This is a genomic window from Parendozoicomonas sp. Alg238-R29, assembly GCF_947331445.1.
Classification (GTDB): Bacteria; Pseudomonadota; Gammaproteobacteria; order Pseudomonadales; family Endozoicomonadaceae; genus Sansalvadorimonas.
In genome coordinates, this window is the sequence record NZ_CAMZOG010000048.1 from 1 (window position 1) to 15,723 (window position 15,723).

The 15,723-nt window shown below is 47.6% G+C and carries 12 protein-coding genes; 6 read left to right on the forward strand and 6 right to left on the reverse strand.

Features of this window, described 5'->3' with window-relative positions; genetic code table 11:
* Window positions 1-129: 129 nt before the first annotated feature.
* Window positions 130-1,008 (forward strand): A24 family peptidase, encoded by an 879-nt coding sequence (locus tag QMA35_RS12835; protein ID WP_348650943.1) that lies wholly within the window; start codon window positions 130-132, stop codon window positions 1,006-1,008.
* 11 nt (window positions 1,009-1,019) lie between these two features.
* Entirely contained in the window at window positions 1,020-1,616 is a 597-nt protein-coding gene (gene coaE, locus QMA35_RS12840) for a dephospho-CoA kinase (RefSeq protein ID WP_281647552.1), read from the forward strand.
* On the opposite strand, the gene QMA35_RS12845 is transcribed toward coaE, so the two are convergent.
* On the reverse strand, window positions 1,603-2,295 hold the full coding sequence (locus QMA35_RS12845) for a histidine phosphatase family protein (protein WP_281647553.1): 693 nt from the start codon (window positions 2,293-2,295) through the stop codon (window positions 1,603-1,605). The two genes, coaE and QMA35_RS12845, sit on opposite strands and share 14 nt — an antisense overlap.
* 102 nt (window positions 2,296-2,397) lie before the next feature.
* On the reverse strand, window positions 2,398-3,078 hold the full coding sequence (locus tag QMA35_RS12850; RefSeq protein ID WP_281647554.1) for a TetR/AcrR family transcriptional regulator: 681 nt from the start codon (window positions 3,076-3,078) through the stop codon (window positions 2,398-2,400).
* Between the two features lie 113 nt (window positions 3,079-3,191).
* Between QMA35_RS12850 and QMA35_RS12855 the strand changes: the two genes are divergently transcribed.
* Window positions 3,192-4,031, forward strand: a complete 840-nt coding sequence (locus QMA35_RS12855; RefSeq protein WP_281647555.1) for a hypothetical protein — start codon at window positions 3,192-3,194, stop codon at window positions 4,029-4,031.
* A 124-nt stretch (window positions 4,032-4,155) separates the two neighbouring features.
* Window positions 4,156-5,394 carry a dicarboxylate/amino acid:cation symporter gene (locus tag QMA35_RS12860; RefSeq protein ID WP_281647556.1) on the forward strand — a complete coding sequence of 413 codons (1,239 nt, stop codon included), beginning with the start codon at window positions 4,156-4,158 and terminating at the stop codon, window positions 5,392-5,394.
* Between the two features lie 58 nt (window positions 5,395-5,452).
* Here the strand turns inward: QMA35_RS12860 and bioA are convergent, their stop codons facing one another.
* Window positions 5,453-6,775, reverse strand: coding sequence for an adenosylmethionine--8-amino-7-oxononanoate transaminase (bioA, locus tag QMA35_RS12865; RefSeq protein ID WP_281647581.1), 1,323 nt, complete (start codon window positions 6,773-6,775; stop codon window positions 5,453-5,455).
* A 216-nt stretch (window positions 6,776-6,991) separates the two neighbouring features.
* On the opposite strand from bioA, the gene QMA35_RS12870 reads away from it, so the two are divergent.
* Both QMA35_RS12870 and QMA35_RS12875 read left to right on the forward strand, forming a co-directional pair.
* Window positions 6,992-8,110, forward strand: a complete 1,119-nt coding sequence (locus QMA35_RS12870) for an endonuclease/exonuclease/phosphatase family protein (protein ID WP_281647557.1) — start codon at window positions 6,992-6,994, stop codon at window positions 8,108-8,110.
* Window positions 8,111-8,169: 59 nt separating this feature from the next.
* Window positions 8,170-9,027: a 6-carboxytetrahydropterin synthase gene (locus QMA35_RS12875; protein WP_281647558.1), complete on the forward strand. Its 858-nt coding sequence runs from the start codon at window positions 8,170-8,172 to the stop codon at window positions 9,025-9,027.
* Between the two features lie 11 nt (window positions 9,028-9,038).
* On the opposite strand, the gene QMA35_RS12880 is transcribed toward QMA35_RS12875, so the two are convergent.
* The 3 genes from QMA35_RS12880 to groL all read right to left on the reverse strand — a co-directional run bounded on the left by QMA35_RS12880 (window position 9,039) and on the right by groL (window position 15,673).
* A complete protein-coding gene (locus QMA35_RS12880; RefSeq protein WP_281647559.1) occupies window positions 9,039-10,631 on the reverse strand; it encodes a hypothetical protein in 1,593 nt (530 codons plus the stop codon).
* A 699-nt stretch (window positions 10,632-11,330) separates the two neighbouring features.
* Window positions 11,331-13,013 carry a group II intron reverse transcriptase/maturase gene (ltrA, locus tag QMA35_RS12885; protein ID WP_281647560.1) on the reverse strand — a complete coding sequence of 561 codons (1,683 nt, stop codon included), beginning with the start codon at window positions 13,011-13,013 and terminating at the stop codon, window positions 11,331-11,333.
* Window positions 13,014-14,017: 1,004 nt separating this feature from the next.
* Complete coding sequence (gene groL / locus QMA35_RS12890; RefSeq protein ID WP_281647561.1) at window positions 14,018-15,673, reverse strand: chaperonin GroEL; 1,656 nt, start codon at window positions 15,671-15,673, stop codon at window positions 14,018-14,020.
* Window positions 15,674-15,723: the final 50 nt, after the last annotated feature.

Sequence of the window (15,723 nt, forward strand, 5' to 3'; positions counted from 1 at the left end):
CCTCAACCTGAAAGAATGGAGTCCTCAACCTGAAAGAATGGACCCTGTGAATGCCATAACCAAACATTTATACTCAATACACGAAATCGCCTTGAAGGGCGGAAGCAAAATAAAATAAGGACATCCCTTGTGGCCGAAATTGTAACATTACTGAGTGATCCAACTGTCTGGATTTGGGTTATTACTGTGCTCGGTTTACTGGTTGGCAGTTTTCTCAATGTTGTAATTTACCGTTTGCCGGTCATGATGGAAAAGCAATGGAAAAACGAATGCCAGGTAGTCCTCAACACAAATGCGGAACCTGTACCAGACACGTCTCCCCGTTTTAACCTTCTTGTACCTCCCTCAGCCTGCCCAAAATGTGAACATAAAATTCGCCCCTGGGAAAACATTCCGGTTATCAGTTATCTCTTTCTCCGTGGTCGTTGCAGTGGTTGCCAAACCCCTATTTCCATTCGCTACCCGATTATTGAGTTAGCAGCGGGTTTGCTGGCACTGCTCAGCGCAATGGTTTATGGCCCGGGCATGGAATCTTTTATGGTCTGCCTGTTGAGCTGGTCGCTTCTGGCTATGTCGATGATTGATGTAGACCACCAGCTGTTGCCAGACTCCATGACTCTGCCTTTACTCTGGCTCGGTCTACTGCTCAATACCAATGAAATGTTTACTACTCTTGAGGATGCTGTTTATGGTGCGGCAGCAGGGTACCTTTCCTTATGGTCCGTGTACTGGTTATTTAAACTGACCACCGGCAAAGAAGGTATGGGCTTTGGTGACTTTAAGCTTCTAGCAGCACTCGGTGCCTGGATGGGCTGGCAGTTCCTCCCGTTGATTATTTTGTTGTCTTCCCTTGTTGGTGCTGTGATTGGCATCGCAATGATTATTTTCCGTGGCCGAGATCGCAATATTCCTATCCCTTTCGGCCCCTATCTGGCGGCAGCCGGTCTTATTGCCATGTTTAAAGGCGATGAAATTATTTCCAGCTATATGCAGATGGCAATGCCATAGGAGTTCTGACTGTGTTTGTTGTTGGAGTAACAGGTGGAATTGGGTGTGGCAAAACGGCTGTTACCGATTACCTAGCCAGTAAAGGGATAGTGATTGCTGATGCCGACCAGGCATCCCGGGTGGTTGTAGAACCAGGTCGCCCAGCATTGCAAAGTATTGCCGAACATTTTGGCCAGCACCTGATACTGGATGATGGCAACCTGAACCGGCGAGCCTTGCGGGATATTATTTTTAATGACCCCAATGAAAAGGTTTGGCTGGAACAGTTACTGCACCCGCTGATTAACAACCAGTTAAAACAGGAACTCCAGCAGGCTGGATCAATTTATTCCGTACTGGTTTCTCCTTTATTGTTCGAAACCAAACAGAACACCATGGCCGACCGAGTTCTGGTTATTGATGTGGCCGAAGAGGTACAGATCGAACGGACTATAGTGAGAGACGATATATCCAGAGAGCAGGCTGAAGCCATCATCCAATCCCAGGCCAATCGTGAAAAACGTCGAAGCTTCGCTGATGACCTGATCGATAACAGCGGCACTATTGAACAACTTCATCAGCAGCTCGACGAACTCCACAACAGATATATAAAGCTCAGTCGGAGTTAACCTTGCTTCCATCCCTGAACAGCTCTACATACCGGGCATTGTTAATACGGTGCGAGGCACCTGTTAGAGCTTCTGTCAGACTATGAATTGGCTGGCCATGTGAGACCAGCAGAACATGACCATTTTCTGAAAGTGAGACCGCTTTTTCCCAAACTGCCACCATCCGCGCCCTGATCTGTTCAGAAGTTTCACCATCAAAAGATTCGGGGTTGTCCGGGTACCAGTGATCCCCTGAAAAATTATTATAGGGCTGACCATCTCTTAACCCCAGGTTTCGTTCAATCAACCGGTCATCCATAAGAATACGGTCGGAAGGAAGATTAATAACTTTTGCAACAATCTGAGCTGTTTGAATCGCTCTTGGCAGTGGAGAGGAAATAATGAAGGCAACATTCCTTTCACCAACCCCCGCTCCAGTTAACTCAGTTCCCAAAGCCTTAGCCTGCTCCCTGCCCTTATCCGTGAGCGGCGCAGGATAATAAGAGGGGTTTGCTGGGTGAGTACTGTAGCTTTGAGTCTGGTTTCCCAGAGACTGGGCATGACGAATCAGAAAAACCCTGTTTACTTCCCCGTTGGCCACTTCCCCGTTATCAGACCTTGCTCTAACACTAGCGCTGAAAGCGGTAGGAATAACAAAAGCCAGAACGACTATTCGTAACCACGCAGGCCTGACTCTCATGCTCTCACCTGTCCCTATGCCGCAAATTGGGAAGGAGAAAATGTAGCAGACCCCGTCAAACCTGTTTGAAGTCTCAATCTGAAGACAGACTATGTATTACGATTAGCTAGGGGCGTGCACGCACCAGGAGGAGAGAGAGCTTTTCACAACATGGATGACAACCTGACGCACTTTGCTGACATCATCAATGCTGTAGCGCTGATCTCGCATCAAGTTTAAAGACGCTGCTTCCATGGACCAGATCAGAGTGTAAAACACCATTTTGTCGGGAGCATCACCCGCAATTGTGTTCACCCCATTTTGTAATGCAGCAGCCATACGGTCATAAACACTTTGACGCAGGGGAGCCAGGGGAGAGTCGGAGCGCATGGCCTCTTCTTCCAACAACAAAATGAGCGACCCAATACTGGTGTGATAATGAAAGAACAACCCGACAGCCTCTTCCACAAGACTAGAAACACTGTCAGCACCTTTTACGATTTCATTGACCCTTGAGAGAAACAGTTCCCCTCCAGCCCGGTAGATGGTTTCCAATACATCAACCTTACCCGAGTAATATTTGTAAAACGTTCTTCGGGACACGCCAACTACTTCAATCAGGTTATTAACATTGGTACCGGCAACACCACGGGACACAAAAACCGGTATGGCTTTCAACATGATATCAATCGCCGGATCACTTTCTGAAAGCACAACACGACCACCCAGCGCATCAAAAACCTGCTGCACAATATCCAAATCTGTGGGCGGAAAGCTGCTGACTTGACTGATATCCGTTGTCATACCGTTTATCGTTGTTGTATGTTGGCGTTGGCTACGGACTGACACCGTGTGTCAGACTGGTAAATATGGCTGCGACATCTTTCTGCAACAATATAATAACAAGCAGGCGGCTCATGACAATTATTCAGGACAACAAATTCACTCTCCTACTGCCGGGGCTGCACAAGCTATTACTGCTTCTGTCACTGTTTTGCCTTTTGGCTCTCTCTGGTTCGCTGAAAGCGGCCGAGCTTTGGTATCTGGGCCAAAAAATCCCCGATGTTAATAAAATCTGGAATTCCGCAGATTACCGACTTGCCCTGAAGTCGTTGAAAACCATTGATGAAACGCAACCGGACTCCCTTCCAAAGCGTGGCGGTAGTCATACCGGCGCTGTTTTTGAGCGAATGGTGAATGATGAGAACTTTCGCCCCCAGCTGGATATTTACCAGTCCCTGGATTATCGCCGGGAAGAAGCCTCTCGCATTCTGTTCAGTTTACGGGAAATGATGCGTCTCTATTTTGATTTTTCGGCCAAACAGCAACCTTATGGCCGAGAAGCTCTCAGCCTGATGAAGCATTCTCTGCGCCAGCAGGCGGTCTTGTTTGAACTGACTGTCGAATTCTGGTTGACCCTGCCGGAAGACCAGCAACAGAGCCCTGATCGCCTCACTGGCCTTGTTGACACCAAAGGTGCTGCCGGACTACTCGCTAAAAGTGCGATTGATTATCTTAGCCTGCACAAGCAGTTTGATAGCAGCGCACTTGAACTTTATGCCTATGAGCTGGGCAAAAATTTACCCGAGTTGTTTGTTCATCTTCGAGATCAAGACAGAAAAGTGCTGCTGGATAAAATCGAAACCCAAACACAAAACCACCCTCTGTTAACCATTCGAAAGGCTTTGAAATCCGTGCAGCCTGTTTTGATATCCATTGACCAGCAGGTACAGAGCTCTCAAAGAAAAAACGCATAAGCAAATAGCAAAACAACCTTAGAATGGCATAACAAAACGTCTACCTTTGCTGAACCAGCATAGCCACCCGGAAGTCTCAATAAAGACAATATTCAAGGATGGCCAGGTTCAGGGGGATAGAGACGTGACAAAAAAAACAACCGGTTTTCGCTTACCTGTTAATTCAGGCACGCTTGTACTACTGGCTGCCGTGCTGGGTATATTGACTGGTTTTCTGGATATTCCAGCCATCAACGGCACGGCAGAAGTCATCGGTGAATTGTTTATCCGATTACTTAAGCTGGTCAGCACTCCCATCATTTTCTTCTCGGTACTTTCCACCCTTACCGGTATGGGCAGCCTTCACGATGCAAGTATTCTGGGAGGGCGAGTGATCCGCTATACACTGCTGACTACATTGATTGCCGCGACCATTGCGCTTGGACTGTTTCTGACTATCAATCCGGCAGGGCAAATCAGCACACCACAGGTTTCAACTATTGCAGATGCTCCACAGACTCAAACCGGCTATTGGCAGTATGTTATTGAAATTGTACCCACCAGCTTTATTACCCCCTTTACTGAAGGCCAAGTCATCAGTGTTCTGTTTCTGGCTCTGGTATTGAGTCTGGCTATTCTCAGCCTCCCCATACAACGGCGTGAACGTTTACAGGTGCTGTTTGAAGACCTTTTCGGCGCCATCATGAAACTTACCAGCGGTATCCTTAAGCTTCTTCCACTGGCAGTGTGGGCCTTTGTTACCGGTTTTATAGAAAGCATTTCCAAAGACAGTATTGGAAATCACCTCCTACTCTATTTCACCTGCATCCTGCTGGCCAATATTGTTCAGGCAACCGTTGTACTTCCACTGTTATTATCATCAAAAGGTATTTCACCGGCACAGACTTTCCGTGGCATGTTACCGGCACTGGCTGTGGCATTCTTTGCCAAGTCATCCAGTGCTGCATTGCCAGCTGCCATGGATGCAGCACAAACACGTTTGGGTATAAGTTCTCGGATAGCACGGTTTAGTTTTCCCCTGTGCACAACCATTAATATGAATGCCTGCGCCGGTTTCATTTTGATTACCGTGTTATTCGTATCCACTTTAAGTGGAATGACTTTCTCAACAGCAGAACTGGCAGCATGGGTTGTGATTGCAACTATTGCTGCAGTAGGAAATGCAGGGGTGCCCATGGGCTGCTTCCTGCTGGCCAGTACTCTGCTGGCCACCATGAATGTGCCCCTGGAACTGATGGGTGTAATTCTTCCGGTTTATGCGCTGATTGATATGCTGGAAAGTGCCATTAATGTCTGGTCTGACGCCTGTGTGACCAGCATTGTTGACAGGGATGTCGCTGCTACAAACACAGCTGATACTTAATTAACCTCCCACTCAATTGAACGGGAGGCTTCTGCTTCTGACTTGAAAAAGGTGTTAATCAAACAGCTTCAGAAAGATCAGAATTATTATCCGAGAGTTCATAAACAATTGTGCGGATACCAGCGCAAAGAAATGCCAGATCTTCATCGCTCATAATGTAGGGAGGAAGTACATAAACCAATTTCCCGAACGGGCGAACCCAAATACCTTCCTTCACAATCCTTGGCTGCAGCGTATGCATATCCACAGGTTCTTTCAGCTCAACTACACCGATAGCACCCAGTACACGAACATCAGCTACAGCAGACATTTCGGCACAGGCCTGCAATCCTTCCAGTAACCCTTTTTCAATACGGGCCACCTGTTTTTTCCACTCGCCGGTAGCAAGGATATCAAGGCTGGCACAGGCCACACTGCAGGAAAGAGGGTTCCCCATAAAGGTTGGTCCATGCATGAAAACACCCTTATTACAGATGGTATGGCTGACTTCTTCAGTGCAGATAACTGCAGCCATGGTCATATAACCACCAGCAATCCCTTTTCCTACAGCCATAATGTCCGGAACAATATCAGCGTGTTCGCAGGCAAACATTTTTCCGGTGCGACCAAAGCCTGTGGCAATTTCATCAAGAATGAGAAGAACACCATATTCATCACACAGCTCCCTCACCCGCCGCAAGTAAACGGGAGAATAAAAACGCATGCCCCCAGCGCCCTGAACTATGGGTTCCAGAATAACGCCAACGAGCGCTTGATGATTGTCTTTCAGAGCCTGATGAAACTCAGAAATGTATTTTTCATCCCAGTCATCATGAAAACCACAGGCTGGCGCTTCTACGAAAACATGTTCCAGTAACACCCCACGAAACATGGAATGCATACCATTCAACGGATCGCAGATTGCCATGGCTCCGGTGGTGTCTCCGTGATAACCATTGCGAACCGTTAACAATTGGCGACGCTGTTCATTGCCCTGACTGCGCCAGTACTGCACAGCCATTTTGATAGAAACCTCTACCGCAACGGAGCCTGTGTCTGCCAGAAAAACTGTTTGCAGAGGTTCCGGAGTCAGATCAACGAGACGACGGGAGGCTTCAATAGCAGGCTTATGTGTTAAGCCACCAAACATAACATGGGACATGTTCTGTAACTGGCCTTGGGCAGCTTCATTTAGTTGAGGATGGTTGTAGCCATGAATAGCAGACCACCAGGATGCCATGCCATCTACAAGCACAGTGCCGTCTGTCAGCGTGAGACGAACACCATCTGCCGACTCTACAGGGAATACCGGTATCGGATGTGTGACAGATGTGTAAGGATGCCAGATATGCTCTTTATCAAACTGGAGATCTTCCTCTGTCACAGTGGCATCTGAAGTCATTGGCACTGGTTTCACTCTTATTCCTCTCAAACCCTGTCTCGGCAGATAGAGACTTATATAGAAAGATGTGCAGAATAGAATGAAAAACACCGTGCACTCAATAAGCAATTGTCAACTTTCATGGATTTTGCTGAGTTTACTTCTGTTTGCCGACAACTGTTCTATCCTTCGAGGCCAGAAACAAAAAAACCCTGAAAAATGCCGAACAAATCCCGAATGGATAGAACTGGACAACACAGCAAAGGTTTCGCCACTACCCTTGCGCTAGTGTTAGCACTTATACCTGCAGGAGCGGCCACATTTTCTACCCTTATACCTTTCTTGCTCGGGGATAACCCGCCGACGTATCAACAGCTGCCCGTACAATGTTCAGACACTGTACCAAAGCTATCTCCCGGACAACCCATTAAAGTCATGAGCTGGAATATTCAGTTTTTGGCAGGCGCTTACTACCCTTACTGGACTCCCGGTTTTGACCAGCCACTTTTAAAACCAGAAGATATTGATCGTAACCTGGAACGCATCGTCGAAGTGATACGAGAGGAAAATCCGGACATTCTGCAATTACAGGAAGTTCACAGAACACACCCTCTAACTCATCACCGTGATCAATTGGCCATGCTGTACGAAAAACTATCAGACTTTCTGCCCTGTTACAGTTCCGCCAGCTATTGGAAGGCTCGCTTTATACCTAGCAAATATCTTACAGGTAATGTCGATATGGCCATGGTCACGATGAGCCGGTTCCATATCAAAAGCGCCAGCAAACAGTTGCTCCCGGCAACCAGAAGAACCCGCATCCTGGTCCCTTTCTATCCTCGTCACTCGCTTTTGGAAACCAACTTCACTCTTTCTCAAGGAGGGCAATTTACGACAATTAATACCCATCTGGACTGCCCCTCTATTGGCCGGGGCAGGATGGACGAACAAATACATGCACTTCTTAAACGGATAACCCAGCTGACAGAAGAGGGACGCCTGTGGATGCTCTCCGGAGACTTTAATCTCACCCCACCAGGCTTCTATCCAAAGTTGCCTGATAATCAAAAATCCTTTTACTCCGAAAAATCCCCCCTTACTCCTTTTTATAAAAACTTTCATGGCATACCACAGCTGAAAGATATCCACGGAGCAGAAGGTAAACGCTGGCTAACCGCTTACGATTTAAATCGGGATTATCTTGATCTGCTGATCGATTATATTTTCCACCCTCATTACATAAATTCTGGGGACGATAGGGTGAGGCACCTCCCTCTGGACATTTCAGATCACATGCCTGTTTTCACAACTCTTTATCTCTCTCCAACAGAAATATCGCCAGATACGGATAACTGACATACAATCCCGCTACTGGATTTTCCTATTAAAAAGATAAAGCTGACCTACGTTTTACAATGAGTGTATTATTCGTCGAACAACTCACCACCATTGATTTTTCCTACTTGTGCCCTGAGCGAGGACTTGTCGGGGAAACCTGGCTGGTTGATGTCGCACTGACAGGGGAGTTAAATGATGAAGGAATGGTTTTTGACTTCGGTCATGTAAAAAAAGAAATCAAATCCATGATCGACTCCTATGCTGATCACGCACTACTTGTGCCTGCCAGACATGAACAGATTTCGGTTGTGGAGCACGAGGGTGAGAGGGAAGCACACCTCAACCTGATCAAAGGCGGCCAGGTTTTCTGCAAAGCTCCATCCCAGGCGATCCTTCCCTTGCCGGTTACAGAAATAACACCAGAGCTTATTCGTCCATTGCTTGAGCAACACGTTCTTGCGGGCTTACCGGATAACGTCCGAGGCATAGAGATGCAGCTCTACCCAGAGAGTATTGAAGGCCCCTATTTTCACTACAGTCACGGCTTAAAAAAACACAAAGGCGACTGCCAGCGTATAGCCCACGGACACCGCTCTCAGATAAAAATCTTTGTGGATGACCAAAGACGCTCTGATCTCGAACAGCAGATCGCCAGTGACTGGTCGGATATTTATCTGGCGACCAGAGAAGACCTGAAAGACTCAAAAAATATTCAGGGGCTGACTCACCTGACATTCTCTTACACTGCAATTCAGGGCCGTTTTGAGCTCCAGGTTCCTGAAAGGATCTGTTATCTGGTAGACACCGACACCACTATCGAGCTGATTGCCGCTCATCTTTCGGAGATTGTCGGCCTGAAAAGCCCAGGAAGTCAGACAAAAATTATTGTGAATGAAGGTTACTGCAAAGGAGCAATTTCAGTCTTTGCAGCATAAATCACTCGCTATTACTTGCCTCCACTACCATGCGCCTCCATAAACGGAGGTGGTAGCTGGTCTGCACTGCCAGAATTAGAGGGTAAGAATAAGAGAGGCTGCACACTTTCTTGTTTGGATTTGGTTGTGCCCGGAAAACTATCGGAATTAGGCCAACTATGGCTCACACTATAATTACCGCGATGAATGTTCCACACATATGAGCTCGGATGAGAAAGTGTTTCACTTTTACTGCGTTTAGGATTCACGATAGGCTTTGTGGATACTAAATTGAGATGTCGCGAAGTGGTAATAGACTGAGTAGTCTGAACAGGTATCTGGGCCGGTGAATGTGCGTGCCCAATACCATCCATAGGCCCAACAATCTCATCGTCTATGTCACTGGTCGTACCTCGTTCCCATTCATTGGGGTTAAGAGATGGCCAAACAGACCCCAATGGCGTAAAGGATGTTGGCATTATCCCTACCTCAGCAACCCCATCTCTCCAATCATGCTTGTCAAAGTAATTATCGTCAGCACGGTAATATATGCAGGAGCCACCAGCTCTGTGTTCCACTCGGGCAAAATAGGATGAAGGATTACAGGTATTGGATCCATCGCCCCCCACCTGCATTTTACCATCACGCCAGGTATTGGTATGCAAATCGGATATAAAAATCCCTGCATCTGTTGAAACTGTAAGATAACCTTCATGTTTCCTCACGGGGCTAGGGCTGTAGGTTATAGAGCGAATATCTATGTCGTTTTTCGTATATTGGTTAAATTCCAAAAACTCCTTCAGGGAAGCACTGGCAACAAGTCCAAGATCCAAACCTGATTCTGTCTGTCTGAAGAAGTACAGACTTGTTGATGTTGCGATATACAAGCCACGGGGGGTCATTTCTATGCCCCTGAAAGGTGACTGGGTGCCCAATGTTTCTTCATAAATCATTTCAGTCACCTGAGTTGTTTCAAACTGATCGCGAAAATCATAAAAAACAATCCGATCTTTAACCTCCCCTATCCCTTTATAACTAACAATCAAATTAAACTCCCATGGCTGATTTGTGGGAGACGTATTGCTTAATTTGTATTTTTGATCGTAGGCTTTGATGTGATTGATATGAGCTCGTGGCTTGGAAGTTAATACATTTTCGAGCGCATACTGGTATTTAGGCAACCAACACTTTTCAGCCTGATCAAAAGTTTCTTCAAACTTCAGCTGAAATAAGTGCTCTTTGCTACCAATATATATCCAAGTCATTTTTTTATAATGGTGTACACTCAAAGCTCCTGTCAGTTCATAGCCATCTTCCGATAAAAAAAAATCTTCATCTAACGGAGTGCCATCCTCCTCCCTAAAAAAAGATGAAATAAGCTTACAGTGTGGTTTAACTTCCCAGTTCCGTTGCATGCATAGCCTTTTACTATCTCCGGAAATCCAAACTGCTATCGTTTCATCAAACGACACCAGACTTCTCAGACTTGGCAAATCAAACTTACCAAACATAGCGAAAACAGGCGTTGATAACCCCACAACGACCATACTTGCTAAACATACGAAAATATTGGCAATTTTTGCGTAAATAACTGCTCCCCCATAACAACCGCAGCGATTCAGCACATACTGAAATTTCCCAATAGTTAAGCTGAAAACAGACGCTTCGCCAGAACTTTGGGCATAAAAAAACCGCGCTCTACTTTAAAGCAGGGCGCAGTTCTTATTCAGCAGAGTTGAGAGTTATGGGGTGATGATGTCGGGTAAGGAACTGCCATTACTGGCAGCCCCTCCCCTAAGAACCGTACGTGCGAGTTTCCCCGCATACGGCTCAAGCCCCTCAAAGCCTGACCAGGGTCAAGCCAGAAGCTCAATTTTCAAAACTCAGGTTTGCAGGTTAAGAATCTCCGGGGCTTACGCCCCGGCTATTCCAAGATTAAGCGTATTAGAGCATCCCTACCCCTGTAAGAACTGCAATAGCTCTAACGGTAGCAGCAACGTCCAACCTAACCTCTACTTTCAGATCAAATTTCATGGTAATACCCTTCTGTTTGATCTGGAGCTCCAGATATGAATATCTGATTACTTATATACCGCCTGCAAAGCGGTAGCTGAATTACCTCTAGAAAGTAACCCAGCAGCAGACATGTAACTTGTGCCTCTCCCCTTCACAGCATATCTCTGCGCCTTGGAGCTTTACCGTTCTCACGCCCTTTAGCCACCTTGTAATCGGTGACATTCGGGGTTAACAGCCCCGAAACCTGCAAATTCAAATATCAGCACATTATATCCATCGAATACTGTACAACCGTACAGTTTCAGCGACTATTTACTGATATTCCAACCCTGAGAATGCAATTGCCGATGGCAATTCGGGTGCAACATAACCAGATTGGACAACACATCCGTCCCACCATTCGTTCTCTCAATGATGTGATGAACATCCCAACCTGATTCATGATCCAGCGTTCCACAACATAAAGGACACAACCCTTTCTGCTCCGACCAGAGCCGGATCAGCTTCCCCCGAGACTTCAGAGATTCTTTAACCTTCTTCAGCCATCTGGCCTCGAAGTATTGCTCCCACTCGGGATCGTAGGGGTTGGCATTGCCCTTGATTTTCACATGTCGCTTAATCGCTACATCACTGGCATACAGCAACTCTGCCAATACACCATTACCATCTGCATCGCGGTACGCTGCACAGAACGTCCAACTACGACCACCTACACGCCGGAAATACTTCTTCATAATCCAGCCCTTTCGACGGTTGGCGTGTCTGCGCCTCGCCCATTGCCACAGCATTTTCCATATCTGTAAATCTACCCGGCTGAAGGTTTCCTTCGCCACTATACCTCTGTGGTAGTTTGCCCAACCTCTGATAACAAGGTTGAGCAACTGCACTAACCTGTATTGCGGCACAGTTTTGTTGGATTTAATGATCTCTCGAACTTTCTCCAAGAGTGCCTTCACATTCTTATCTGATGGCTTTATCAACATCTTGCCGTTGTACTTACGTACATTCTGCCCGAGAAAATCAAACCCTCTTGAGATATGTGTTACCAAAGTTTTTTTCGGAGACAGGGCAAGCCCTCTCCCCTTCATAAACTGCACGACCTTAGGCAGGGCTTTCTCCCCAAGCAGCTCTTTCGAGATGCCTGTGATAATGAAGTCATCTGCATACCTCACATAATTCACTTTGTGCTTATAGCTCTTCTTGGTGTTGGATCTACCAAAGGCTTCCTCCAACTCCTTTTCCAAACCGTCCAAAGCGATATTCGCTAACGTAGGCGAGATAATGCCACCTTGCGGTGTTCCCGTTTCTGTTGCGAACAATTGCCGGGATTCAATGAGCCCTGCTTTCAACCACTTGCGTAATACCTGCTTGTCCATAGGAACATGGTCAAGCAACCACTCATGATTGATATTGTCAAAACACCCTTTTATATCCCCTTCCAAAACCCACTCTGGAGCGCTGCTACGGCTGAGAACAATGAAGCATTGCTCAATGGCATCAGCAGTGGATCGCCCAGAGCGAAAACCATAGGAGTTTCGATCCGCACAACTTTCCGACACGGGTTCCAAAGCCAGCAGAAACAACGCCTGCATAGCTCTGTCCTTCATGGTCGGAATACCCAGCGGGCGGCGTTTACCGTTAGCTTTCGGGATGTATGCTCGCTTCAATGGTCGCGGTTTATAACCTTGACACTTCAGCGAATGCAGGGCCTGCCATTTCGACTTAGGCGTACTCCAAAGAACTCCATCAACTCCAGAAGTTCTCTTACCCGCATTTTCTGTTACCCGTCTTACTGCCAAAGCTCTGGCAGAAAACGAGTTAACCAGTAACCGTTGTAATGCTTTCACACTGCGCCAGTTTCTGGCTCTGGCTGCTTTCGCGATACGAAGCTGCACCCTCCTGACCTGCCGATTGGTTAACTCCCAGTTAATCTGGTGCCAACCCTCCGGACAAGCGGAAGACGCAGACGCTTGTGATACAAGTACGCTCACTTGCTGTCCTCCTTGGTTTACCCAAACGCCGGAGCACAGCAACCCCAATGGGGTACTGTCCCCCATTGGGATATATTGATGACTGCTGGATGACTCCAGACAGTATCGAAGGTTGTACAGTTCTCTCGCGATGAGAGGCCAAGCAGAAGTCTGCACCCTTTTTGGCAGAGTACTGTTTCAACTCTTATCCGATCCATTACAGACCGGCATTCGCTTTCTCTGCTCTCCTTTACCCGCACCTCCAACAGCTTTTCTTGCGATCAGCCTGCCCTTACTACTGGGCAGAGATTCGGGCTTACCGAGTTTCATTTCCATGACACTGATGGGTTAGGTTCTGCCTATCCGCCGGTAGTCGTTATGCTGGCGTATCCCCAGATGTAAAAGGGATAACCGACTACGCACCTTTTGGTTGAAGCCTATCAGCAACTTAGGCTCGTCGCGGCTGACGACGTTTATCAGCAGTTCACATACGTTAACCTTGCCATCCAGCCTAGCGCCTCCCCCGCGTGTTGCTCGCAGGTTCTACATACTGCTTTACAGCAGATATGCACCACAAAGTGGGGCTACATTTTCAGGAAGCTTCGCACAAAGCCGTTACCAGCAATGCACTATCCATAGGCTACTGTTGGCCAAACAACAGGTCTCGCTACCGATTAGATCAAAGATCACAGCAAACGGTGAGACAATCACAGAAATGACTTACGCCGGTAGGTATAACCAACCGTAAGCATGATATAGGCACGAATATCCCTGCTACGTCAGAACCACAGATGCGATTCCTTCAGCATGAACATCAATACGCGCTGAGGCGTGAGATACTAGGCCTGCACCCAATACCTGAATACGGACTTCCCTTGCGAGAAGACCGGTATCCAGAGAGTGATCCGGATACCGGATTTATCAAATGCTGCTTATTTTTTAGCGGATTTGGGTGAGGGTATTTTCATACCCTCGGGGACGTAGCCCGCTTTAGTAGGTCAGCTACCTACGCGACTCTCGTCGCATTACATCATGCCGCCCATACCACCCATGCCGCCCATGCCGCCCATGCCGCCCATATCAGGTGCACCAGCAGCTGGTTTGTCGTCTGGCAGCTCGGCAACCATGGCTTCGGTGGTGATCATCAGGCCAGCAACGGAAGCGGCCGCCTGCAGTGCAGAACGGGTGACTTTAGCTGGATCCAGGATACCCATATCCAGCATGTCGCCGTATTCACCAGTCGCAGCGTTGTAACCAAAGTTACCTTCACCAGCCTTAACCTTGTCAACAACAACAGACGCTTCGTCACCGGAGTTGGCAGCGATCTGACGGATAGGACCTTCCAGAGCTTTCAGAGCCAGTGCAATACCAGCTTCCTGCTCTTTATTGATTCCTTCAACAGAGATGTTGTTCAGTGCACGGATCAGGGCAACACCACCACCGGCAACAACACCTTCTTCAACAGCAGCACGAGTTGCATGCAGAGCATCTTCAACACGGGCTTTCTTTTCTTTCATTTCCAGTTCGGAAGCAGCACCAACCTTAATCACGGCAACACCACCGGCCAGTTTGGCAACACGTTCCTGCAGCTTTTCTTTGTCGTAATCGGAAGTAGAGTTCTCGATTTCGGCACGAACCTGCTCAACACGGGCAGTGATGTCGGACTGGTTACCAGCACCGTCAACAATAGTCGTGTCTTCTTTGGTGATCACGATGCGCTTGGCAGTACCCAGATCGTCCAGGGTAACTTTCTCCAGGCTCATACCGATCTCTTCGGAGATCACAGTACCACCGGTCAGAACAGCGATGTCCTGCAGCATGGCCTTGCGACGGTCACCGAAACCAGGTGCCTTAACAGCAGATACCTTAACGATACCGCGCATGTTGTTAACAACCAGAGTTGCCAAAGCTTCACCTTCAACATCTTCAGCGATGATCAGCAGAGGCTTACCAGCCTTGGCTACAGCTTCCAGAGTCGGCAGCAGATCACGGATGTTGGAGATCTTCTTGTCGAACAGCAGGATGAACGGGCTTTCCAGTTCAGCAGACATGCTTTCCTGGTTGTTGATGAAGTAAGGAGACAGGTAGCCACGATCGAACTGCATGCCTTCTACAACGTCCAACTCGTTTTCGAGGCTGTTGCCTTCTTCAACGGTGATAACGCCTTCCTTACCAACTTTTTCCATTGCTTCCGCAATGATCGCACCAACAGTGTCGTCAGCGTTGGCAGAGATAGTACCTACCTGAGCAATAGCTTTGCTGTCAGCACAAGGGGCAGACATTTCTTGCAGCTGAGTCACAACAGCAGCAACAGCTTTGTCGATACCGCGCTTCAGGTCCATTGGATTCATGCCGGCAGCAACGTACTTCAGGCCTTCGTTAACGATGGACTGAGCCAGAACAGTCGCGGTAGTCGTACCATCACCCGCCTGATCGTTAGCCTGGGAAGCGACTTCCTTAACTAACTGCGCACCCATGTTTTCGAACTTGTCTTTCAGTTCGATTTCTTTAGCAACAGAAACACCATCTTTGGTAATGGTTGGCGCGCCGAAGGACTTCTCCAACAGCACGTTACGGCCTTTAGGCCCCAGAGTCGCCTTCACAGCGTCAGCCAGAACGTTAACGCCTTTCAGCATTTTGTTACGGGCTTCATCAGAAAACAGAACTTGTTTTGCAGCCATCTCAATGTTCCTTTAAATCAGGTGAAAAGTCGTAGCACAAACCATTAACG